Annotated in this window: 19 protein-coding genes; 9 read left to right on the top strand and 10 right to left on the bottom strand. The window is 71.5% G+C overall.

Annotated features, from left to right (window positions below; translation table 11 throughout):
• From AB0J64_RS48600 to AB0J64_RS48575, 6 genes are all read right to left on the bottom strand, one after another.
• Positions 1–1,087: cytochrome P450 (locus AB0J64_RS48600; protein WP_364043287.1), on the bottom strand; the 1,087-nt coding region annotated here is incomplete at its 3' end.
• A gap of 82 nt (positions 1,088–1,169) precedes the next feature.
• Positions 1,170–2,066 carry an RNA polymerase sigma-70 factor gene (locus AB0J64_RS48595; RefSeq protein ID WP_364043285.1) on the bottom strand — a complete coding sequence of 299 codons (897 nt, stop codon included), beginning with the start codon at positions 2,064–2,066 and terminating at the stop codon, positions 1,170–1,172.
• A 68-nt stretch (positions 2,067–2,134) separates the two neighbouring features.
• Positions 2,135–2,986: an SDR family NAD(P)-dependent oxidoreductase gene (locus tag AB0J64_RS48590; RefSeq protein ID WP_364043283.1), complete on the bottom strand. Its 852-nt coding sequence runs from the start codon at positions 2,984–2,986 to the stop codon at positions 2,135–2,137.
• Positions 2,983–4,044: a hypothetical protein gene (locus AB0J64_RS48585; RefSeq protein ID WP_364043281.1), complete on the bottom strand. Its 1,062-nt coding sequence runs from the start codon at positions 4,042–4,044 to the stop codon at positions 2,983–2,985. The genes AB0J64_RS48590 and AB0J64_RS48585 overlap by 4 nt, the downstream gene beginning before the upstream one ends.
• Positions 4,045–4,309: 265 nt before the next feature.
• Entirely contained in the window at positions 4,310–5,989 is a 1,680-nt protein-coding gene (gene polX, locus AB0J64_RS48580; RefSeq protein ID WP_364043279.1) for a DNA polymerase/3'-5' exonuclease PolX, read from the bottom strand.
• A gap of 63 nt (positions 5,990–6,052) precedes the next feature.
• Positions 6,053–7,021 carry an aldo/keto reductase gene (locus AB0J64_RS48575; RefSeq protein ID WP_364043277.1) on the bottom strand — a complete coding sequence of 323 codons (969 nt, stop codon included), beginning with the start codon at positions 7,019–7,021 and terminating at the stop codon, positions 6,053–6,055.
• Between the two features lie 319 nt (positions 7,022–7,340).
• Between AB0J64_RS48575 and AB0J64_RS48570 the strand changes: the two genes are divergently transcribed.
• The 6 genes from AB0J64_RS48570 (at position 7,341) to AB0J64_RS48545 (ending at position 16,581) form a co-directional block, all read left to right on the top strand.
• Positions 7,341–8,402, top strand: a complete 1,062-nt coding sequence (locus AB0J64_RS48570) for a histidine kinase (RefSeq protein WP_364043275.1) — start codon at positions 7,341–7,343, stop codon at positions 8,400–8,402.
• 133 nt (positions 8,403–8,535) lie between these two features.
• Positions 8,536–11,049, top strand: a complete 2,514-nt coding sequence (gene lanKC, locus AB0J64_RS48565; RefSeq protein WP_364043273.1) for a class III lanthionine synthetase LanKC — start codon at positions 8,536–8,538, stop codon at positions 11,047–11,049.
• 4 nt (positions 11,050–11,053) lie between these two features.
• Entirely contained in the window at positions 11,054–11,185 is a 132-nt protein-coding gene (locus AB0J64_RS48560; protein WP_344993510.1) for a SapB/AmfS family lanthipeptide, read from the top strand.
• 67 nt (positions 11,186–11,252) lie between these two features.
• Positions 11,253–12,917 (top strand): ABC transporter ATP-binding protein, encoded by a 1,665-nt coding sequence (locus tag AB0J64_RS48555; protein WP_364043271.1) that lies wholly within the window; start codon positions 11,253–11,255, stop codon positions 12,915–12,917.
• The gene (locus AB0J64_RS48550; protein WP_364043269.1) at positions 12,914–14,605 is read left to right on the top strand and encodes an ABC transporter ATP-binding protein; all 1,692 of its coding nucleotides are present in this window, start codon (positions 12,914–12,916) and stop codon (positions 14,603–14,605) included. Before AB0J64_RS48555 ends, AB0J64_RS48550 begins: the two co-directional genes overlap by 4 nt.
• The gene (locus AB0J64_RS48545; RefSeq protein WP_364043267.1) at positions 14,602–16,581 is read left to right on the top strand and encodes a prolyl oligopeptidase family serine peptidase; all 1,980 of its coding nucleotides are present in this window, start codon (positions 14,602–14,604) and stop codon (positions 16,579–16,581) included. Before AB0J64_RS48550 ends, AB0J64_RS48545 begins: the two co-directional genes overlap by 4 nt.
• Here the strand turns inward: AB0J64_RS48545 and AB0J64_RS48540 are convergent.
• The 3 genes from AB0J64_RS48540 to AB0J64_RS48530 form a co-directional block, all read right to left on the bottom strand.
• Positions 16,567–17,175, bottom strand: coding sequence for a response regulator transcription factor (locus AB0J64_RS48540; RefSeq protein ID WP_364043265.1), 609 nt, complete (start codon positions 17,173–17,175; stop codon positions 16,567–16,569). The two genes, AB0J64_RS48545 and AB0J64_RS48540, sit on opposite strands and share 15 nt — an antisense overlap.
• Before the next feature lie 143 nt (positions 17,176–17,318).
• Positions 17,319–18,356: a zinc-dependent alcohol dehydrogenase family protein gene (locus tag AB0J64_RS48535; RefSeq protein WP_364043263.1), complete on the bottom strand. Its 1,038-nt coding sequence runs from the start codon at positions 18,354–18,356 to the stop codon at positions 17,319–17,321.
• Position 18,357: 1 nt separating this feature from the next.
• Positions 18,358–19,188 (bottom strand): helix-turn-helix transcriptional regulator, encoded by an 831-nt coding sequence (locus AB0J64_RS48530; protein WP_364043261.1) that lies wholly within the window; start codon positions 19,186–19,188, stop codon positions 18,358–18,360.
• 103 nt (positions 19,189–19,291) lie between these two features.
• Between AB0J64_RS48530 and AB0J64_RS48525 the strand changes: the two genes are divergently transcribed.
• The 3 genes from AB0J64_RS48525 (at position 19,292) to AB0J64_RS48515 (ending at position 22,539) form a co-directional block, all read left to right on the top strand.
• Positions 19,292–20,002 (top strand): SDR family oxidoreductase, encoded by a 711-nt coding sequence (locus AB0J64_RS48525; protein ID WP_364043259.1) that lies wholly within the window; start codon positions 19,292–19,294, stop codon positions 20,000–20,002.
• Positions 20,003–20,037: 35 nt separating this feature from the next.
• On the top strand, positions 20,038–21,447 hold the full coding sequence (locus AB0J64_RS48520) for a glutamate--cysteine ligase (protein ID WP_364043257.1): 1,410 nt from the start codon (positions 20,038–20,040) through the stop codon (positions 21,445–21,447).
• A gap of 108 nt (positions 21,448–21,555) precedes the next feature.
• Complete coding sequence (locus AB0J64_RS48515; protein ID WP_364043255.1) at positions 21,556–22,539, top strand: hypothetical protein; 984 nt, start codon at positions 21,556–21,558, stop codon at positions 22,537–22,539.
• Here AB0J64_RS48515 and AB0J64_RS48510 read toward each other — a convergent pair.
• Positions 22,517–23,254 (bottom strand): PaaX family transcriptional regulator C-terminal domain-containing protein, encoded by a 738-nt coding sequence (locus AB0J64_RS48510; RefSeq protein WP_364043253.1) that lies wholly within the window; start codon positions 23,252–23,254, stop codon positions 22,517–22,519. The genes AB0J64_RS48515 and AB0J64_RS48510 overlap by 23 nt on opposite strands.
• Positions 23,255–23,280: the final 26 nt, after the last annotated feature.

The raw sequence follows: 23,280 nt of genomic DNA, 5'->3' as shown, positions 1-23,280 counted from the left end.
CCAGGTTCTGGCCGAGGCACTGGTGCGGGCCGAATCCGAAGGCGAGGTGGTGGCGGGCCCCGCGCTCGACATCCAAGACGTCCGGGTCGGTGAACACCGAGGGGTCCCAGTTGGCCGACAGGCTCGAGACGACGACACCCTCGCCGGCCTTGATGCTCACCCCGCCGATCTGCACGTCCTCGGTGGCCACCCGGGAGGCGACCGCGTCGGTGATGGTGAAGTAGCGCAGCAGCTCCTCCACGGCCATGGGGGTCCGGCCTGGGTCGGCGGTGATCAGGGCCAGTTGGTCCGGGTGGTTGAGCAGCCCGAGCACGCCGAGCGAGATCATGTTCGCCGTGGTCTCGTGCCCGGCGGTCAGCAGCAGGAAGGCCATGCTCACCAGGCCCGCGTGATCGAGGGTGCCCTCCTGGCGCTGCCGGACGATCTGCCGGCTGAACAGGTCGTCACCGGGTTCGGACTCCTTGCCGGTGATCAGGTCGTCGAGGTAGGCGTGGATCTCGGCGAAGGCCCGCTGCCGCTCCTGCGGCGAGGAGGTCCGGCGCACTGCCACGGTGGTGCGGCTCTGGAAGAAGTCGTGGTCGGTGTAGGGCACGCCGAGCAGTTCGCTGATCACCAGCGAGGGCACCGGCAGGGACAGCGCCTGCACCAGGTCGACGGGGTGCTGGTCGGTGGCGAGCATGTCGTCGATGAACCGGTCGACGATGGCCTGGATCCGCGGGCGCAGCGAGGCCAGCCGCTTCACGGTGAACTCGCTGATCACCGGACGCCGGGCCGCGGCGTGTTCCGCGCCGTCCATGCCGACCATCAGCGGCGGCCGGCTGCGGAGCTGCTGCAGGGTCGCCGCATCGACATTGAAGACCGGGAAGCCGTCCTTGCGTCGGTCGGAGGAGAAGCGGCGGTCGGCGAGGATGGCACGGGCTTCCGCATGCCCGGACACCCACCACACCTCGCCGCCGTTCATCAGGCGGACCTTGCTGATGGGCGCCTGCTCGCGCAGTCGCTCGTACTCGGTGGGCGGGGCGAACGGGCAGCCACGCTCGACCGGCAGCTCCAGGCCGGCGAGTTCGTCGGCGACGCTCTTCGTCATGAAGACCTTCCAGTAAGAGATCTGGCTGAGGATGTTCGGGGCTCTTCGGGGGCAGAGCCGGACGCTGTTGCGCCCTCGGTATTCATCGCAGGGTGAGCGGGGTCTCGGATCCGATGCGGGTCAGCTTCTCCGGGTTGCGGACGTAGTAGAGGCCGGCGATGCGGGCGTCCTCGACACGGATCGCGATGACGCCGTCGATCTGGCCGTCCACGCGGAGGAGGAGCCCCGGGCTGCCGTTGACCACGGTGAAGTCACCGGTGAGCGTGACCTCGGCCTTGCCGATGCCACCGACGATGAAGCGGGCCACCTTGTCGGCGCTGATGATGGGCCGCGGCGCGGCCTGCTTGACGCCGCCGCCGTCGCTCACCAGAACGACCTCAGGGGCGAGCACGTCAAGCAGGCCCTGCAGGTCCCCGGATTCGAGCGCGCGCTGGAACGACTCCAGAGCCGCCCGGGTCTCTCCGGAAGAGACGGCCTCGCGAGGGCGGCGGGCTTCGACGTGCTGGCGGGCGCGGTACGCGATCTGGCGGACGGCCGCGGGGCTCTTGCCGACGGCGGCCGCGATCTCGTCGTAGCCGACATCGAAGACCTCGCGCAGCACGAAGACGGCGCGCTCGGTCGGCGACAGCGTCTCGAGGACGAGCATGAGCGCCATCGACACGCTTTCGGCAAGCTCGACGTTGTCCGCCACATCCGGCGCGGTGAGCAGCGGCTCGGGCAGCCAGGGGCCGACATACGCCTCCTTGCGGCTCTTCATGCTGCGCAGGCGGTTGAGCGACTGCCGCGTGGTGATCCGGATCAGGTAGGCGCGCTGGTCGAGCACCTGCTCCATGTCGGCCTTGATCCATCGCAGCCAGGTTTCCTGGAGGACGTCTTCGGCGTCGGCCGCCGATCCGAGCATCTCGTATGCGACGGTGAAGAGCAGGTTGCGGTGGGCGAGGAAGCTCTCGGTCGCCGCGTTGGTGGCGTGGTCGCCCATGTCTCGGTCCTTCTCCTTCGTGGCTGTACTTCGCCGGCGGCCATTCGACCGCTCATGCAGTCAGAGGGTCACCGAGCTTCTGCACCGAGCTTGCCTTGAGCCTCCGCCGAGAGATCCTGCCAGTCGGCCCAGGTCTTGAGCCGGTCGGCGTAGGCCTGCTGGATCATCGGGTAGAAGCCCTGGCCGAACAGCACCCGCAGGGGCGGGTTGTCGGAGTCGACCAGCTTGAGGAGTGCCTGGGCCGCGGCGGCCGGGTCGCCGGCGGGCTGCTTTCCGGCCACCGCGCCGAGGCGTCGGCGAAGGCCGTCGTAGGCCGGGTCGGGCTGAGCCACGTGGCCGTTGGCGAGCGGATCCGGGTTCTTGCCGTCCCTGGTGGCGAAGCCGCCGGGCTCGATGATGGTCACCTTGACACCGAACTCGGCGACCTCGCCGGCGAGGGCTTCGTTCAGGCCCTCGAGGGCCCACTTGGAGGCGTGGTACGCGCCGCCGAGCGGCATGGCGATGACCCCGGCAGCCGAGGACAGCTGGATGATGTGCCCCGAGCGCTGCTCGCGCAGGTAGGGCAGCGCGGCCTGGACCACCCACACCGCGCCGAACAGGTTGGTCTCCATCTGGTCGCGCAGGTCCTGCTCGGTCAGCTCCTCGATCGCGCCGATCTGGGCGTAGCCGGCGTTGTTCACGATGACGTCCAGACGGCCGAAGTGCTCCTTGGCCCGCTTCACGCTCTCGAAGACGGCGGCCTTGTCGGCCACGTCCATCTCCAGGGGGAGCACAGCGTCGCCATGGGCGGCGACCAGGTCGTCAAGGCTTGCGATGTTCCGGGCGCTCGCGGCCACCTTGTCGCCCCGGGACAGGGCGGCCTCGACGAACTCGCGGCCGAGGCCGCGCGACGAACCGGTGACGAACCAGACCTTGCTCATGATGTCTTTCCGTTCTCTCTGCTGTCTTGCTGTTTCACCCCCCAAGACACGCGATCCGGCAAAGACATAACACTCCCCGAATGTGACCTGTGTCTCTCTGGACCGGGGAGCTTGATGGCGGCGACCAGGAGGGCCAGGCCCGTGCCGATGCTCAGAGCGTGCTCGATCACCGCGACGACGGGATGTTCGGCCGGTACGTAGTCCCAGGGCCGGAAGACGGCCAGCGGAAGCTTCCAGCAGCTCCAGGCGAACAGCGACCCCGACGCCGCGAACACCAGCGTCATCGGGACCCACAGCGGCAGCCGGGCGGGGCGGCGACGGCCGAGCACCAGCATGCTCCAGCCGCCGATCAGGGCCCACAGTCCCGCGTTCCCGTTCAACAGCCGCCCGTTGAGATCCCGATGAGCGAGATGAGCGGGGTCCAGGCCGACCGTCCCGCCGAACCCCCAGTACAGCCAGAGCAGGCCCAGCATCACGGCCACGAGCATCGCCGGCCGCGCCCAGCGTGGGACGTGAGGCCGGATCTGTCCGATCCGCCCCAGGAAATGACTCGGCCACCTCTCCCTCAGGTAGATCGGAAGGGCGACGGCCAGCCCCGCCGCCATCCCGGCGAAGCCGATGCCGATGAAGACCATCTCCCAGCCGGGCGCCGACTCGGCGCCACCGGACTCGCCGGTGCCCCGGTTGACGCCGGACGCGTCGAGGACCGTGCTGATCACCATGTACGGGAGCATCGGGACCAGGAAGCCGGCGCCCACCCAGGAGAGGAAGATCACGGGAAGGGCGGGCAGCCGCCGCCCCCACCGCTGTGCCAGCGCCAGTCCCAGCGCGACCCCGGCCGCCGACATCCCCACCGTGACGGCGTTGAGCCCGACCCAGCCGGCGGTGCCGACGTCCGACGGCCCGTGCCCGGTCAACGCGGCCACGACCCAGATGACCTTGACCACCAGATAGAGCGACATCGTGAGCGCGGCCGTGTAGCCGGCTGCTCTGCGTGCGACGCTCCACCGGGCACCGACGATCGCGGCGGACGGCCGCGCCTTCTCCTCTGATGGCACCCGCGTCACCGTGACCCCGCCTTTCCCGCACCGACCTCTGACACCGGCGATCCTTCCGCCGTCCGCTTGCGCGCGGATCCCACGGACGGGGGAACCTGTCGAGGACCCTCCCCGAAGCGGGCGATGGCAAGATCCCCTGACAGGGGGAGTGATTGTTCCGCGCGAGCAAGCGGCTGGTGCGTGGCGCCGGCGTCCTACGCGCAGGGGGCGGGAGACCGCTCGACCGATGGCACCCGGGGCTGTCGAGGCGCGCGCCCGGCGGGTGTCAGCGGCCGAGGAACGCCAGGAGCCGGTCCAGCGGCCAGGTGTTGATGACGTCGTCCGTGGTCAGCCACGCCCGCTGCGCGATCCCCACCCCGAACCGCTGGTTGGCCAGGTGCGGGACCGCGTGCGAGTCGCTGTCGATCGAGAACTTCACCCCATGGTGCTTGGCCAGCCGCACCAGATCAGACGGCAGGTCGGAGCGGTCGGGGAAGGAGTCGATCTCCATGGCCGTGCCCGTGCGGGCGGCCGCGCGGAACACGGCGTCCCAGTCGGCGTCGACGGCCGGCCGCTTGCCGATCTTGCGGGTGGTCGGATGCCCGATGATGTCCACGTACGGGTTTTCGCAGGCGGCGATGAAGCGCCGGGTCATCTCGTCGCGCGACATCCCGAAATGGGAGTGCACCGAGGCCACACACACGTCGAACCCGGCGAGGATCTCCTCGGGCCAGTCGACCGACCCGTCGGGGGCGATGTTGAGCTCCGTGCCGTGCAGGAGGCGCATGTCGGGATATTTCTCTTGGAGCTGGGCCACCCGCTCCCGCTGCTCCAGCGCCTTGTCCAGGGTCATCCGCTGCATCGCCAGGTCGGGGGCGTGGTCGGTGACCGCGTAGTACGCGTAGCCGCGGGCGTGCCCGGCCGCCACCATGTCCTCCAGTGAGGCGACGCCGTCGGTCAGGTCGGTGTGGGTGTGCAGGTCGCCCTTCAGATCCTCCAGCCGCACCGGCTCCGGCAGCTCGCCGCGGAGCGCCGCCTTGACCTCGCCGCCGTCCTCGCGCATCGGCGGCGGCACGTACTGCATGCCGAGCGCGGCGTAGATGTCCTCCTCCGAGGCGGCGGCGATCACCCGCTCGCCCTCGAACAGGCCGTACTCCGACAGCTTCCAGCCCTTCTTCACCGCCATCTCCCTGATGGCGACGTTGTGCTCCTTGGAGCCCGTGAAGTACTGCATCGCCGCGCCCCACGACTCGGCGGGCACCACGCGCAGGTCCACCTGGATGCCGGAGGTCGTGCGGATCGAGGTCTTCTTGTCGCCGGCCGCGATGACCTCGGCGACGTAGGGCTGGGCGCGGAAGCCGGCCATGATGGACTCGGGCGCGACCGCGAGGATGTCGATGTCGCCGATGGTGTCCTTCATCCGCCGCAGCGAGCCCGCGTACGCGATGCGCTCGGCCTCCAGCGAGGCCATCACCTGCTCGGCCAGCGACATGGCGACGCCGATGTGGACGCGGCGGCCCGACTGCTCGAGCTGCTCGATGCCCTTGAGCAGGTTTGCCAGCGTCTTCGGGCCGAGGCCCTTGACGCCGTCGAGGCGGCCCGAGGTGATCGCCTCGCTCAGCGACGCGGTGGAGTCGATGCCGAAGTCCTCGAACAGCATGATCGCCGTCTTGGGGCCGAGCGACGGCACCCGCGTCAGCCTGCGCACGCCCTCGGGCACCCGCCCCCGCAGGTCGTCGAGCTGCCGGAAGCTCCCGCGCTGCAGGAACTCCTCCATCTTCTTGGCGATCGCCTCGCCGACGCCGGGGACGCCGCGCACGTCGACCACCGAGATGTCCTCGGGGAACCCGGCGATGGCCTTGGCCGCCTTCTGGTAGCTGCGCACCCGGAAGGCGTCGCCGCCGCAGAGCGCGAAGAGCTCCGCGTATTCCTGCAGCGCCGCCGCCGCCTGCTCGTTTGCCCGCATGCCCCACACCCTAGAAGGTCGGGCCGACAATCCGGGAACCGCCGCAAGGCGATCAGGGCATCGCTAGAAGCGCACTTCCCGGGGGCGGTACGACTCGCCGAGGAAGGTCAGCTCCGACTCCGTCAGCGTCACCGACACGGCCGCCACCGCGTCGTCGACGTGCCGGTCCTTGGTGGCCCCCACGATCGGCGCGGTCACGGTCGGCTGGTGGAGCAGCCAGGCCAGCGCGACCTGGGCGGCAGGCAGGTCGCGCTCCTTGGCCACCTGCGCCACCCGGTCGAGGATCGCCTTGTCGTTCTCCGGGTCGTACAGGAAGTCGATGCGCTCGTCGGAGCCCGTCCGCGCGGTCGTGGCCGACGAGCCCGCCCTGGCCAGCACCCCGCGCGCCAGCGGGCTCCACGGGATCACGCCCACGCCCTGGTCGGCGCAGAGCGGCAGCATCTCGCGCTCCTCCTCCCGGTAGAGGAGGTTGTAGTGGTTCTGCATCGAGACGAACTTCGTCCAGCCGTTCTGCTCGGCCACGTGCTGGGCCTTGGAGAACTGCCAGGCCCACATGGTCGAAGCGCCGATGTAGCGGGCCTTGCCGGCCTTGACCACGTCGTGCAGCGCCTCCATGGTCTCCTCGATGGGCGTCTCGTCGTCCCACCGGTGGATCTGGTAGAGGTCCACGTGGTCGGTGCCGAGGCGCTGCAGCGAGGCGTCGATGGCGGCGTGGATGTGCTTACGTGACAGGCCCCTGTCGTTGGCGCCCCTGTCCATGGGGAAATACACCTTGGTGGCCAGCACGTAGTCCTCGCGCCGGGGGAAGATCGCGCGCAGCGCCTCGCCGGTCACCACTTCGCTCGCGCCACGGCTGTAGACGTCGGCGGTGTCGAAGAACGTCACGCCGGCGTCGGCGGCCCTGCGGATGATCGGCTCCGCCTCGTCGAGCGGCAGCGCCCACTCCTGCTTGGCGGGATCGCCGTAGCTCATCATGCCCAGGCAGATGCGGGAGACCTTCAAACCGGTGTTACCAAGCCTTGCGTATTCCATACCGCCCACCATACGGGGGCGATTGGTCCGGTTAATCAGGGGCTCCGGCCGGGAGCCGCGGGCCGGGGTCCGGCAGGGGCCGGAAACACAGCAGATCGGTCTGGTTAGCAGGGGCGCCGACGGGAAGTCATGGGTATCCAAAGCGCCGATGACCTTTACAAGGCGGAGCTCGATCAGGTCGATTAGGAGGAGCGAGGCAATGGCGGGGGCTATCACGACACGGCCGGTTCCGTCGATCCAACCGCGTATCGGGGGTGGGGTGAAAGACACAGGTCGCAGGCTCGTGTCATGGGCACGTTCCAAACTCAGGAGTCCCGGCTTGTTAGGCGGGCTCGCGCTGGCGGCGGGTCTCGCCGCGCTGGCGACGCCGGTCCTGGTGGGGCTGGTGCGGTCGGGCGCGGGGGTCGCGGGCGGCGTGACGCTGCTCGTCCTGCTGGCGCTGCACGTCAGGGTCGTCACGGAGACGCCGGTACGCCGTGCGGGCGCGTGGTGGATCGTGGCCGTGCAGGCGTGGCTGACGTATCTGCCGCTGGCGGTGTTCGGGGCGGCGTGGACGCCGGTGTTCGCCCTGCTGTCGGGCGCGCTGCTCGTGATGGCGGCCCGGATCCGGTCGGTCGTGCTGGTGCTGCTGGCCCTGGCCTGCGGCCCGGTGCTGCTTGCCGCACCCGACAGGGCGATGATCGACACCGCGTGGGTGCTCGCCGCCCCCTTGCTCGGTGTCGTCGAGTACACGATGGTGGAGCTGGCCAAGCGGGTCAGGTGCCTGACCGAGGCGCGCACCGACGTCATGCGCAAGACCGTCGCCCTGGAGCGCCGCCGCTTCACCCGCGACCTGCACGACCTGGTCGGCCACCGGCTCACCGTGCTCGTGCTGAAGGCGCAGCTCGTGCAGCGCCTCGTGGACGAGGACGACAAGCGGGCCGGGGACGAGGCGAGGGAGACGCTGGAGCTGCTGCGCAACCTGTCCGCCGACGTCAGAGCGGTCGCCCACGGCCTGCGCAGCTCCTCCCTGGCGGCGGAGCTGGGCTCCGCGCGCTCGCTCCTGGAGTCCGTACGGGTCCGCTGCCAGATCAAGGTGTCCTGCCGCGACCTCCCGGGCGACGTCGAGGAGGCGCTCACGCACGCCCTGAGAGAGGGCGTGACGAACGTGCTCAGGCACGCCGAGGCCCGCGAATGCTCCATCCAGCTTTTGGAACGCGACAGGCTCGTCCGCCTGACGATCAGGAACGACGGGGTACGCCCCCCGCGCCGCCCATGGGACAGGGGACAGGGCCTGCTGAACCTCGCCGAACGCGTCTCGAGCCTCGGCGGCTGGCTGGAGACCACGTCATCCAGACCAGGAATGTTCACCTTCAACGCGTATGTCCCACTCGATCATTAATGCCACTCAATACATTGTGAAAAACACACAAAAGCAAATTCAATAAGCACATTTACTCGATGTCGTGTGTAACTAGACCAAATCGCATCATGGCGGCAATCTCAAAGGACAACGCCTTGGAGGTCGGCGCCAGATGGACAAGTACGAGCTGTACTGCCTTGTGGATCCGTGTTTCTACGACACTCTCGAACACAGCACGGCCGAAGACGCCGACTTTCCCCTTTTGCGTGAGCCCGTTCCCGCCGGCTGGTCGAACGCACTGACCGACACGTGGTGCTATTACGCCCCCGACAACGAACCGCCCCTGCCCGCCCAGGGCTGGAAGATCCACGTGTCCGCCCGCGTGGAGGACGCCGAGAAGGCCATTGCCGCCGTATGGGATTACTGTGTCCCGCGGGGGATCGCGTTCAAGTTCCTGCGCGGCACTCCTGTGCTCGTCATGGTCAACTCCAAGGCCGCCTCCAGGGCGTCCAGCGGCAAGCTGATCACCGTTTACCCCAGGGACGAGGGCCAGCTCGAGCTCGTGCTCAAGGAGCTCGACGAGCTGCTGCGGGACGTCAAGGGCCCGTACATCCTCAGCGACCTGCGTTACGGCACGGGCCCGCTGTTCGTCAGGTACGGCGGATTCGCCGAACGGCACACCCTGTCCGCGGCCGGCGAACGCGTGCTGGCCCTCGAGGACGGCGACGGGCGGCTCGTGCCCGACGTGCGGGGCGCGACGTTCTCGGTGCCGCCGTGGACGACGCTGCCCGGGTTCCTGGAGCCGCATCTGGCCGCGCGCAACGCCGTGACCACGACCGGGCTGCCGTACGAGATCGAGAAAGTGCTGCACTTCTCCAACGGCGGCGGCGTCTACCTGGCACGGGACACCCGCACAGGGGAGCAGGTCGTGCTCAAGGAGGCCAGGCCGCACGCCGGGCTCGACGCGGCAGGACGCGACGCCGTCTCCCGGCTCGAGCACGAGCGCGACATCCTGCGGCGCCTGTCGGGCCTGCCAGCCGCGCCCGCGCTGCTCGACTACTTCACGCTGGGCGAGCACCACTTCCTCGTGCAGGAGTTCGTGGACGGCACGCCGCTGCAGCGGCGCCTCGTGCACCGCTACCCGCTGACCCGCGCCGACCGCACCGAGCAGGACCTCGCCGACTACACCGCGTGGGCGGTCGAGACGTCGGAGAGCGTGGAACGGGCGGTCGAGTCGCTGCACGAGCGCGGGGTCGTCTTCGGCGACCTGCACCCTGACAACATCCTGCTGACCGCCGACGGCCGGGTGGCGCTGATCGACTACGAGGTCGCCACGCTCGCCGAGGACGGCGGCCGCGCCGCGCTCGCGCACCCCGCCTTCATCGCGCCCCCCGACCGCCAGGGCGTGGACGTGGACAGGTACGCGCTGGCCTGCCTGCGCCTCGGCCTGTTCGCGCCGCAGTGCACGATCATGCTGCCGCTGCACCGCGCCAAGGCGGCCCACCTGGGGGAGATCGTCAAGGAGACGTTCCCCGTGCCGGGGCACCTGGTGGACGCGGCCGTCGCGACCGTCGGCGCGGACGGCGAGCCCGTGACCATGCCCGAGAGCTGGCCCGAGCTGCGCGACGCGATGTGCCGGGCCATCGTGGCCGCCGCCACCCCCGAGCGGGACGACCGGCTCTTCCCCGGCGACGTGGCCCAGTTCCAGCCGGGCGGCGGGTTCAACCTGGCCTACGGAGCGGCCGGCGTGCTGTTCGCGCTCCATCGGGCGGGACTCGGGCCGTTCCCCGCATACGAGCGCTGGTTACGCGAGCACGCGCGCCGCCCCGTCCAGGGCTCGGGACTCGGCCTGTACGACGGGCTGCACGGCATCGCGTACGTGCTCGACCTGCTCGGACACCACCAGGACGCCGACGACCTCATCGAGGTCTGCCTGCGCGAGAAGTGGGAGCGCCTGGAGTCGGCGCTGTTCTCCGGCCTGTCCGGCATCGGGCTGAACCTGCTGCGCTCCGGCCGCACCGACCTCGCCCTGCGCGCGGCGGACATCTGCGCCGAACGGCTCGCCGCCCCCGTCCCCGAGCTCAGCGGCGGCAGCAACCCCAAGGCCGGGCTCATGTACGGCTCGTCGGGGCCCGCGCTGCTGTTCCTGCACGCGTACGAGCACACCGCGGACGGGGCGCTGCTCGATCTGGCGGCGACCGCGCTCCGGCAGGACCTGCGGCGCTGCCGGCGCTCCGCGGACGGCTCGCTCCAGGTGAACCAGGGCTGGCGGCTGCTGCCGTACCTGGACGAGGGGTCGGCCGGCATCGCCCTGGTGCTGGAGCGCTATCTCGCGCACCGGCACGACGAGGAGCTCGCCACGGCCCTGGCCGAGCTGCGGCTGGCCGGGCAGGCCGGCTTCTTCGTGCAGTCCGGGCTGTTCACCGGGCGCGCGGGCATGCTCGCGGCCCGCACGGGCGACCCGCGCGAACACGTCAAGGGCCTGAGATGGCACGCGCTGCCGTACGGCGGAGGCCTGGCCTTCCCCGGCGACCAGATGCTGCGCCTCTCCATGGATTTCGCGACCGGGACGGCGGGCGTGCTCTTCGCCCTCGGCACGACGCTGGGCGACCAGCCGGGCCATCTGCCGTTCCTCGAGGCCGCTCCCGGGCGGCCTGCCCCCCACGAAGACCGGAAGGAGGTGTAGACGAATGGTCCTTCTCGACCTGCAGGGTCTCGAGGCCCCCACGGCCAGCGACGTCGCCAGCGGTGGCAGCACGCTGACGGTGCTGTCCTGCCACTCTGGCAAGCCCAGCAACCTCAGTGTCGCAATTTGCCACTGATCATGAATAGCAGTCCCCGCGCCGCCGTCACCGGCGGCGCGGGGACGCAGACGTAAGGAGGCACCGGGTGCTAGCGGGAGACCGGCTGGTGATCGGCGCGGTACGGCGCAGCGGCCCCTGGCCCGCCGTGCTGGCCGTCACGGCGGTCGTGGGCGCGGCCGGTGAGCTGGCGATCCCGTACCTGGTCGGCCGCACCGTGGATGCCTTCGTCACGCGCCAGCCGGACGGCACCCCGTGGCTGGCGCTCTCCGCCGGCGCCGTGGCCGCCGTCGTGGCCGGTGAGAGCCTCGGCGTCTGGGCCCGCGGCGCCGGCGGCGCGTACGCGGCGGCCACGCTGCGGCGGGCCGTCCTGCGCCATGTGCTCGGGGCCGGGAACGCCGCCACCCGCCACTTTCCCGGAGGCGAGCTGGTCACCAGGGCCGGACTGAACGCCGAGGAGGTGGGCAGGGCGCCCGAGACGGTGACCGGCGCGCTCGCGCTCCTGGTGCCGACGGTGGGGGCGCTGGTCGCTCTCACGCTCATCGCGCCCGTCCTGACGCTGACGCTCGGGGTGGGCATCGTGGTCATCCTGCTCGTCCTGCGTGCCTTCCTCCGCGCCTCGACGGTGATCTCAGGCGGCTACCAGCAGGTGCAGGGGGAGATCGCCGCGCGGCTCGTGGACGCCATGGAGGGGGCGCGCACGATCGCCGCGGCGGGAACCGCGGCCCAGGAGGCGCGGCGCGTGCTCGCGCCGCTGCCCCGCTTGCGCGCGCACGGGATGTCGTTGTGGCGGGCCAACGCGGGGGCCGCGGTCCAGTCGGGCCTGGTGGTGCCGCTGCTGGAGGTCGCGGTGCTGATCGCCGGTGGCTTCATGCTCGCCTCCGGCCGCCTCACCGTCGGAGAGCTGTACGCGGCCGCCCGCTACGCCGTGCTCGGAGCCTCCCTGAGCACCTCTCTCGGCTTCGTCGGCGGCCTGGCCCGTGCCCGGGCGGCCGCGGAACGGGTCGCCGAGATCTTCGGCCTCACCCCGGTCGCGCACGGCACGCGGACGCTCCCGCCCGGTCCGGGGACGGTCGAGTTCCGCGACGTGGCGGTGGACGGGCTGACCGTCGGCGACCTGACGCTCCCCGGCGGCTCGGTAACCGCCGTGGTCGGGCGGTCCGGGTCGGGCAAGTCCCTGCTGGCCGCCCTGGCGGGCCGGCTGACCGATCCGGGGCGCGGCGCCGTCCTGCTCGACGGGGTCCCGCTGCGGGAGCTGTCGCGGGAGGAGCTGAGAAGAGCCATCGGGTACGCCTTCGAACGTCCGGTCCTGGTGGGCGAGACGGTGTCCGAGGCCATCTCCCAGGAACCGGCCGAAGGCCCGGTGATCGAGGCGGCGCAGGCGGCGTGCGCGGACGCGTTCGTCCGGCGGCTGCCGCTCGGGTACGGCACGCCCCTGCGCGACGCCCCGATGTCCGGGGGCGAGCGGCAGCGGATCGGCCTCGCGCGGGCCTTCGCGCAAGGCGAGCGGCTGCTGGTGCTCGACGACGCCACCTCGAGCCTCGACACCGTGACCGAGCGCCAGGTGAGCCAGGCCCTCACGACCGACCCCCGCGCGCGCACCCGGCTGATCGCGGCCCACCGGCCCGCCACCGCCGCCCGCGCCGACCAGGTCGTCTGGCTGGAGAACGGCGTGGTACGCGCCCGCGGGCCGCACCACGTGCTGTGGGAGGACCCCGCCTATCGGGCGGTCTTCCAGGGGACAGAGCCGTGAGACGGCGGGAGCATGCCGGCATCGGATTCTGGCGGGCGTTGAGCCGGGAGCCGCGGCGGCTCGTCGCCATGGGGCTCTGGTCCGTGCTGGAGGCCGCGCCCGCGTTCCTCATCGGCCATGCCGTCGCGCGCGCCATCGAGGACGGGTTCGCCAGGGCCGACCCCGTGACCGGGCTGGCGTGGCTGGCGGCGCTCGGCGTCGCGTGGCTGATCGCGGCCGTGGCCGCGCGGCAGGTCGTGCTCTGCGTGGCGGCGGTGGCGGAGCCGTTCAGGGACGGCCTCCTGGCCCACGTCGTCGAAGGGACCCTGCGCCAGGCCGACGGGCGCGACAGCGCCGCGGTGGCCAGGGCGACGCTCCAGGTGGAGCTGGCCAGGGACGCCTTCGCGGCCGTGGTCACCACCGTCAGGGGGTTCGCGTTCACGGTGGTCAGCGTGGTGCTCGGGCTGGTGACGCTGGCCCCGCAGGCGCTCGCCCTCGTGCTGCCGCCGTTCGCGGCCGGGCTCGCGCTGTTCCTGGCGTCGCTGCCCGCCCTCGCGCGCAGGCAGCGGGCGTTCCTGCTGGCCGACGAGCGGCTGGCCGACGCCATGACGGGCGTGGCGGGCGGGCTGCGTGACATCGAGGCGTGCGGCCTGCAGGATCGCGCGTACGAGCGGCTCGATCGCCAGGTCGGCGACCAGGCCGCCGCCGCGCGGGCGCTCGCCGGGGTGACGGCCGCCCGCACGGCCGCCCTCGCCGTGGGCGGCTGGCTGCCCGTCGTGCTCGTGCTGGCCGGGACCCCATGGCTGCTGGACGGCGGCCTCGGCCCCGGCGTGATCGTCGGCACGCTCGCGTACGTCACGCAGTCCCTGGCCCCCGCACTCGGCGGCCTCGTGCAGGGCCTCGGCGTCAGCGGCGTCCGGCTGGCCGCCACGCTGCGCCGCATCGCCGCCTCCGCCCCGGCCGCCCCGCCGGTCCGGCCGAGCCTGCGCCCCCCGTCCTCCGACGTACGGCTGGCCTCCGTCACCTTCGCGTACGGCCCCCACTCCGCCCCCGTGCTCGACGGCCTCGACCTCGTCATTCCCGAGGGCGACCACCTGGCGGTCGTGGGGCCCAGCGGGGCGGGCAAGTCCACGCTGGCCGCCCTGGTCAGCGGCATGCTCCGCCCCGCTGAGGGGGAGGTGCTGGTCGGCGGCGTCCCCGCCGAGCAGCTCGACCCCGACGCCCGCGTGCTGATCCCGCAGGAGGCGTACGTCTTCCGCGGCACGGTGGCGGAGAACCTCGCATACCCGCGGACGCCGGCCGACCTGAAGGAGCGGCTGGACGAAGCCGTCGCCGCCGTGGGCGTCCGTGAACTGGTGGACGCGCTGGGCGGCTACGAGGCCCCGCTGGACCCGGCGGCGCTGTCGGCCGGGCAGCGGCAGCTCGTCGCGCTCGTCCGCGCCTACCTCGCCCCCGCCCGCCTCGTCATCCTCGACGAGGCCACCTGTCACCTCGATCCCGCCGCGGAAGCCCGGGCGGAGACCGCGTTCGCGCGGCGCGGCGGCACGCTCATCGTCGTCGCGCACCGCCTCACCTCCGCGCTGCGCGCCCGCCGCATCCTCCTCATGGACGGGACCCGGGTGACCGTCGGCACCCATGACGAGCTGGCCAGGGTCTCGCCGCTCTACGCGGACCTGGCCGGCCACTGGCACCCGGAGCCCGTGTCATGAAATTTCCAGACAACTACCCGCCTGCCGAACGCCTCCCTCTCACCGAACACCGCCACGGACACGACATCGACGACCCGTACCGCTGGCTCGAAGACCCCCACGCCCCCGACACCGAGACCTGGCTGGCCGCGCAGGACCGGCTCTGGCGCGAGGGCGCCGCCAGGCTGCCCCATCGCGACCGGTTCCTCGTCCGGCTCACCGAGCTCAGGGAGACGGGCCTGGTCACCGCGCCGGTGTGGCGCGGCGAACGGCGCTTCCACCTGCGCCAGTCCACCGTTCAGGAACACCCGGTCCTCTACTGCGACGACCGCGTCGTGATCGACCCCATGGAGCTCGATCCCACGGGCCTCACGACGCTGGACGACTGGCAGCCCGACCTGGAAGGGCGCCGCCTGGCGTACCAGATCTCGCGGAGCGGCGACGAGCGGGCGGACCTCTACGTCAAGGAGGTGGACACCGGGCGCGTCATCGACGGGCCCATCAGCGGCTGCCGCTACTCGGCGGTCGCCTGGCTGCCGGGCGGCGAGGCGTTCTACTACGTGCGCTTCCGTGAGGGCGTCCACCTGCACAGGGTCGGCGTCGCGGCCGACGTCCCGTTCTTCACCCGGGGACCGGTCTCGTACGGCGTGCAGATCAGCGCCGACGGCCGCTGGCTGACGATCTCCGCGGGCGCCCCGGCGGGCAACTCGCTCTGGCTGGCCGACCTCTCGCGGAGCGATCCGGAGCCCCGGCCCGTACAGGACGGGGCGCACGCTCGCACGGCGGGAGCGGTGGCCTGCGACGGCCGCCTCTACCTGGTCACCGACAGGGACGCGCCGAGGCGCAGGCTCTGCGTGGCCGATCCGGAGGAGCCCACCGCGTGGCGTGAGCTGATCCCGGAGGACCCCGAGGCGGTGCTGGGCGCGTTCACCGTGCTCGACGGCGACAGGCTGCTCGTCTCCAGGACCCGGCACGCCGTCGGCGAGATCGCCGTGCACCATGCCCGTACGGGGCGGCGGCTGGGCACCGTGCCACTGCCGGGCAGCGGCACGATCGCCTCACTGACCTCGCGCCCGGACGGCGGACCCGAGGCCTGGTTCACCTACACCGACGCCGTCACGCCCCCCGAGATCTGGCGCTACGACGCCCGCACCGGCGACACCACCCTCTGGTCGGCCGCGCCGGGCCGCAGCGCGCTGCCCTCCGTGCGCAGCCACCACATCGAGTACGCCTCCGCCGACGGCACCCGCGTCCGCATGGTCGTCGTCGCGCGCCCGGCGCCGGCCGGCCCCCGGCCCACGATCCTCACCGGGTACGGCGGCTTCGGCATCCCCCTCATGCCCGGCTACGCCGCCGACTCCCTGGCCTGGGTCGAGGCCGGCGGCGTGCTGGCCGTCGCCAACCTGAGGGGCGGCGGCGAGGAGGGCGAGGGCTGGCACCGGGACGGCATGCTGGAGCGCAAGCAGAACGTGTTCGACGACTTCGTGGCCGCCGCGGAGAAGCTGATCGCCGACGGCTGGACCACGCCGGAGCAGCTCGGCATCTGGGGCGAGTCGAACGGCGGCCTGCTCGTCGGCGCCGCCCTCACCCAGCGGCCCGGACTGTTCGCGGCGGCGGTGTGCTCGGCGGGCCTGCTCGACATGGCCCGCTACCACCTGAGCGGCCTCGGCCCCTCCTGGACCGGCGAGTACGGCGACCCCGACGACCCCGGACAGCTCGACTGGCTGCTGGCCTACTCGCCCTACCACCACGTCAGGAAGGGACAGGACTACCCGGCCACGCTGTTCACGGTCTCGGCGGGCGACACGCGGGTCGATCCGATGCACGCGCGCAAGATGTGCGCCGCCCTGCAGTGGGCGACGGGCGGGGACCGGCCGATCCTGCTCAGGCACGAGCCGGACGTCGGGCACGGCGCGCGGGCGGCCAGCAGGTCCGTCGGCCTGGCGGCCGACGCCCTCGCCTTCCTCGCCGCCCACACGGGCCTAGATCCAGCCTGACTCCCTGGCGATGCGGATGGCGTCGATCCGGCTGCGGGCGCCCAGCTTGGTCGTGCTCTTGGACAGGTAGTTGCGTACGGTGCCCTCGGACAGGAACAGCGACGCGGCGATCTCCTCGATCGACCCCCCGTCCGCGGCGGCCCCGATCACGTCCAGCTCGCGCTGCGTCAGCGGCGCGTCGGCCGGGCGCATGGCCGCGATGGCCAGCTCCGAGTCGATGACCCGCTCTCCGTCGTTCACCCTGCGGATGCCGTCCGCCAGCCGTTCCGGCGGCGAGTCCTTGGCCATGAACCCGCGCACGTGCACATCGAGCGCCCGCTTGAGCAGGCCCGGCGTGCCCACGCCGGTCAGGATGAGCACGCCGCATTCGGGCAGTTCCTCGTGCAGCTCGCCGGCGGCGGCCAGGCCGTCCTTGCCGGGCAGCGAGATGTCGAGCACCGCGACGTCGGGGCGGCAGGCGCTGGCCGCGGCCAGGATGTGGTCCCCCCTGGAGACCTCGGCCACGACCTCGATGTCTTCCTCATAGGCCAGCAGCGCCACCAGCGCCCCGCGTACCAGGTTCATGTCCTCAGCGAGTAACGTTCTGATCACCATGCGTCCTTGCGGTCGGCCAGGCTAACAACGTCTGTCTGCGGGCTTCTCAATCCTGACCTATTGCCTTCATCGTGAAAAGTCCTGCTTTATGAAGGTCAGACCCAATTACCAATTTTCGGAAAACACATAGGGACGCGAAACGATTACCGTCCGGGTCGAGGAGCGATCATCGTGACGCCCGGCACCGAGCCGATCGAGGCGAGCGCCTTGCCGGCGTCGGCCAGCCCGATCGTGCGGGTGATGAGCTGGTCGGGGTGGAGGATCCCGGCCCTGATCATCTCCAGCATCGGCGGGTACGCGTGCGCGGCCATGCCGTGGCTGCCCAGCAGCCGCAGCTCGTGACCGATCACCCGGCCCATCGGCACCGGGGTCGGCCCGCCCGGCAGCAGCCCCACCTGGACGTGACGGCCCCTGCGGCGCAGGCTCTCGACCGAGGCGGCACAGGTCTGCGGGCTGCCCAGCGCGTCGATGGAGACGTGGGCGCCGCCCCTGGTCAGCTCTCTGACCTGGGCGGCCGCGTCACCGGCCGAGCCGTTGACGAAGTGCGTGGCCCCCGCCCGCTCGGCCAGGTGCAGGGCGTCGGTGCTGACGTCCACGGCCACCACGCGGGCCCCGGCCGCCGTCGCGATCATCACGGCCGACAGGCCCACGCCGCCGCAGCCGTGCACCGCCACCCACTCGCCCGGCCGCACCTCGCCGACCTGCGCCACGGCGCGGAACGCGGTGGCGAAGCGGCAGCCCAGCCCGGCCGCCGTGGTGAAGGCCATGTCCTCGGGGATCGCGATCAGGTTGACGTCGGCGCGGTCGATGGCCACGTACTCGGCGAACGAGCCCCAGTGGGTGAAGCCCGGCTGCGTCTGCCGCTCGCACACCTGCTGGTCGCCGGTGGCGCAGGAGGGGCAGGTGCCGCAGGCGCAGATGAACGGGACGGTCACGCGCGCCCCCGGCAGCCAGCCGCGCACGTCGGCGCCGACGGCCTCGACGACACCGGCCAGCTCGTGGCCCGGCACGTGGGGCAGGACCTTGATGTCGGGGTCGTGCCCCTGCCAGCCGTGCCAGTCGGACCGGCACAGCCCTGTCGCCTCGACCCTGATCACCGCCCCGTGCGGGGCGGGGGACGGGTCGGGCAGCTCGCGCACGTCGAGCTCGCCGCCGAAGATGTCAAACGCAACCGCTTTCATCTCATGAGCTTAGAGTCAGTTGCCGCAGGTCGCGCAAGGCCTGGTGGGAGGGCGAGCCGGGTTCGGCGGTGTAGAGGACGAGACGGAGGTCGTCGCGGTCGGGCACGGCCATGACCTGGCAGATCACATCGATCTCCCCGACCACCGGGTGGGTGACGCGCTTGCGCTGCTGCCTGCGGATCTCGACCTCGTGCCTGGACCACAGCTCGGCGAAGTGGGGGCTGAGCCCGAGCAGCTCGGTGACCAGCGCCTGGAGCTTGCGGTCGTCGGGGTAGCGCCCCATGGCCGCCCGCAGGTCGGCGACCGAGGCGCGGGCGAAGCGGCTCTTCTCCTCGTCCTCGAAGTGCTTGGTGATGTCGGGGGACATGAAGACCCAGCGGATGACGTTCCTGGTCTCGTCCGTCACGCTGTCGAGGCCGCCCATGAGGGCATTGGCCAGGGGGTTCCAGGCGCGGATGTCGTAGCGGGCGTCCAGCACGTACGCGGGGACCTCCTCCATGAAGGAGAGCAGGTGCAGCAGGCTCTCCGGGACGTCCTCCCTGATCCGCGGGCTCTCCACCGCCTGCCCGGCGAGGTGGAACAGGTGGGCGCGCTCGTCCTGGCTGAGCATGAGGGCCCTGGCCAGCGCGTTGAGGACCTGCCGCGACGGATGCGGGCCCCTGCCCTGCTCCAGCCGGATGTAGTAGTCGATCGACATGCCCGCGAGCTGCGCGACCTCCTGGCGCCGCAGCCCTGGTGTGCGGCGCCGGTCGCCGCCCGGCAGGCCCACCTCGGCCGGGGTGACATGGGCGCGCCTGATGCGCAGGAAGTCGGCGAGTTCGTCGCGGTTCATGCCCCCATCCTCGGTGATGTCCGATCGTGCGTGGGTGGTACCGCTGATACCAGCCTTTCCAGGTCTCTCCCGGACCCGCTGCGACCTGCGAGAACGTGGACGCATGACGAAGATCGCGCTCATCACGGGCGCCAACAAGGGAATCGGTTACGAGATCGCGCGGCTGCTGGGCGAGCAGGGTGTCACCGCGATCGTGGGAGCGCGCGACGAGGAGCGCGGGCGGGCCGCCGCCGAGCGGCTCGGGCAGCCGTACGTGCGGCTCGACGTGACCGACGAGGCGAGCGCGACCGCCGCCGCGAAGTGGATCGAGCAGGAGTACGGAAAGCTGGACATCCTGGTCAACAACGCCGCGATCGGCGGCGACATCACCGCGGTCACCCCCAGCACCGCCTCGGTGGCGGCGGTCAGGGCGGTCTACGAGACGAACGTGTTCGGCGTGATCGCGGTGACCAACGCCATGCTGCCCCTGCTGCGGCAGTCGGAGGCCGGGCGGATCGTGAACATGTCGAGCGAGCTCGGCTCGCTGGCCATGGCGATGGACTCGGAGAGTCACTTCTGGGACGCCAACATCATCGCCTACAACTCCTCCAAGACCGCGCTCAACATGATCACCATCTGCTACGCCAAGGAGCTGATGGCCACCTCGATCAAGGTGAACGCGGTCAGCCCCGGATACTGCGCCACCGACCTCAACGGGCACAGCGGGTTCAGGACCCCCGAGCAGGGCGCGGCCATCGCGGTGCGGCTCGCGACCGTCGACCACGACGGCCCCACCGGGGCGTATCTGGAGGATGCCGGCGTGATCCCCTGGTGAGGTGTCAACCCCAGTGAAAAGGACAGAGGGAGGTGATGGGAAGAGATCTGGACAAGGAGCGATTTACCGAGGCGGAGTACACCGCCTTCGGGGAGCGCATCCAGGAGCAGCTCGGCGTGCTGCGCGAGCTGCTCGCAACCCCCGGCTTCGGCCAGGGGCCGGCCACCATCGGGGCCGAGCTGGAGCTGTTCCTGATAGACGAGCGGGGGCGGCCGCTGCCGCGCAACAGCCAGGTGCTCGAGGACCTCGACGACCCGCGCGTGGTGCTCGAGCTCGGCCGCTACAACCTCGAGGTGAACCTGACCCCGACGCCGCTGGCCGGCGAGCCCTTCGCGCGGCTCGGCGACGAGGTGCAGGAGACGATGGGCAAGGTGGACCGGGCCGTGGGCCGGGCCGTGGCGGGCGGCGGCGCGCTGCCCATCGGCATCCTGCCCACGCTCGACGCCGACGACTTCACGGTCGGCGCGATGAGCGACCAGAACCGCTACCGGGCCATGAGCAGGGGCATCAGGCGGCTGCGGCTGGAGCCGTTCCTGGTCAAGATCGACGATCTCGAGCTGTCGGTGGAGGACGTGATCCTCGAGAGCGCCAACACCTCCTGGCAGGTGCACATCCGCACGCCGCCCGAGCGGTTCGCCCGGCTGTTCAACGCCGCCCAGCTCGCCATCGGCCCCGTGCTGGCGGCATGCGGGAACTCGCCGTTCTTCCTCGGCAGGCGGCTGTGGGAGGAGACGCGGGTCGCGCTGATGGAGGAGGCCGCCGACGACCGGGACGTGCAGCGGCGCGAGCGCAGGGACGGGCGCGTCACGTTCGGCTCGGACTGGGTGCGTGAGGGCGCTTATGAGCTGTTCGAGCGGTACGTGCGGGACTACGACCCCATCGTGCCCGACCTGACCGACGACGCGGAGCCGTACGAGGTGCCCGAGCTGCGGCTGCACCAGGGCACGATCTGGCAGTGGAACCGGCCCGTCTACGACCCGGCGGACGGCGGACACCTGCGGATCGAGATGCGCGCGCTGCCGGCGGGGCCTACGTGCGTGGACATGGCGGCGAACACGGCGTTCCTGCTCGGGCTGACGTTGGCGCAGGCGGAGCGGGATCTGACCGGGTACCGGTTCGCGGAGGCGTACCAGAACTTCTATCGCGCGGCCATGCACGGGCTGGACGCCAAGCTCTCCTGGCCGGGCGAGGACGCCGAGTTCACCGCCGCCGACCTCGTGCTCCGGCTGCTGCCCGAGGCGCGGGAAGGGCTGCTCGCGGCCGGGGTGACGCCCTCCGACGCCGACCGCGCCCTGGACGTGATCGCGCAGCGGACCAGGCTGCGCCGCACGGGGGCGGCGTGGCAGCGGGAGGCGCTGGAGCGCTTCGGCGGGGACCGGGAGCGGCTCGTACGGCGTTACCGCGAACTGGCGCTTTCGGGGCTGCCGGTACATTTGTGGCGCTGATCGCCAACCTCTGCCGCTTGCCGTCCATCAAACTGGGTCAAGGGACGGCAAAGTGAGGGTCACATGGCGGCAACGGGGATGGTTCCCACGGACAAGGCGCGCTTGGCCTTGCGGAGGCAGACGGGCGACCTGGCCGAGGGGGCGGCCAAGCTCGCGGGGGAGATCGGCAGCGTCGGCGTCGAGGCGGTGCTGGCACAGGGCAACCGGGTCGCGGAGCACAAGGGGGCCTCGGGCGCGGTCGGTTCCATGCGGCCGCGACCCGTCGACTGGTACGCCTTCGACGACAAGGACCAGGACACCGTCGACTGGTATCCGCAGGGGCTCACCTGCTCCGACGAGTCCGGCTCGATCGGGGTGCCGGCGTTCCTGGCGACCTGGTACTTCAAGCCGGATGAGGGCGAGCGGGGCATCAGGGTGTCCTTCCTGAGCCCCAAGACGCTGAAATATCAGCATGCGCTGCTGGTCGAGGCGAAGCCGGACGGCTCGTACGGGCCGATCGACATCCACGCGGGCGGCATCGCGTGCGACGGCGACCTCGTCTACATCGCCGACACCAAGAGGGGGCTGCGCGTCTTCGACCTCAACCGGGTGCTGGACCTGCGTACCGCCCAGAGCGATCTGGGCGACCCCAAGCGGATCGGGCGGCACGACGGCAAGTTCCACGCGTTCGGCTACCGGTACGTGATGCCGCAGACCGACTTCTGGCGGGTGGTGACGGCGGGGCCGCTGTTCTCGTTCGTCTCGATCGACCGCAGTGGCGGCACGCCGCGGCTGGTCAGCGGCGAGTACCGGGAGGACGACCCGGGCGGCTGGGTGGCCCGCTGGCCCCTCGGCCTGTCCGGCGGTGAGCCCGAGGACGCCTTCGTGATGGGACAGCCCAAGATCCAGGGGGCCGTCTCGTGGGGCGGGAAGTGGTACCTGAGCCAGGCGGCCGGCGCGGCCGCCAACGGCAAGCTGCTCGTCTATGCCGACGGCAAGCTGGAGACCAGGGGGTTTCCCGTCGGTCCTGAGGACCTGACGGTGCAGGGCGGCAAGCTGTGGAGCGTCACCGAGTTCCGGCACAAGCGGATCATTTTCGGCGTCCCTCTGTGAGGTTGCCGAGGTGCTCGTACAGCACCTCCCGATAGCGGCGGTCGAAGGCGTCGTAGCGGGAGCGCAGCTCCGCGCCCGGCCAGTCAGGCGGTAGCAGCTCCTCCGGGAGCAGCGGGTCGGCCAGGAGGTGGCGCAGCACGGCGGCCGAGACCAGGAAGCCCTCGGCCAGGCCGTCCGCCCTCTCCAGGGCCCGCTCCAGCCCGCGGGCCTCGGCCGCCCAGCCGTCCAGGTCCCACAGCAGGGGAGTGGGGTCGCCGTGCGGGCGGCCGTCGATCAGCGTGCACTGCGCGGTGACGGTCTCCGGCCACTCGCGCACCAGGTTGGCGGGCCGCATCCAGGTGCCCTCGCGGAGCTCGGCCAGGCGCAGCGCGGTCATCGTGTGCCGGAACGCGGCCCGGTCGGCGGGCGCGCGCCGCTCCGCGGTGACCACGGCCACCTCCCACGTGCCGTCCCACGGCCTGGTGTGCGGGTCGCGGCTCTCGTCCTGCCTGGCCTGGCGCTCGACGAGACGCTGCGAGAGCGTGTAGTGGCGGCCGTCCTGGAGCAGGTCGCCGGCCGCGACCATGCGTGACAGCGCCACCCGTACGGTGCCCTCGGCGATGCCGAACAGCGCGCCGATGCGCACCAGATGGCGGGCCGGCAGGCGCGGCGGGTGGCTGCCCAGCAGCGCGCTCAGCACGGCCGATCTGGCACTCAGGTTGTTACGCTCTTCCATCGCGTGTCGAGTATATGTAACACTCG

The sequence above is a fragment of the Nonomuraea sp. NPDC049695 genome (assembly GCF_040674955.1).
GTDB classification, from domain to species: Bacteria; Actinomycetota; Actinomycetes; order Streptosporangiales; family Streptosporangiaceae; genus Nonomuraea; species Nonomuraea helvata.
This window is presented reverse-complemented; position numbering and strand designations above follow the sequence as displayed.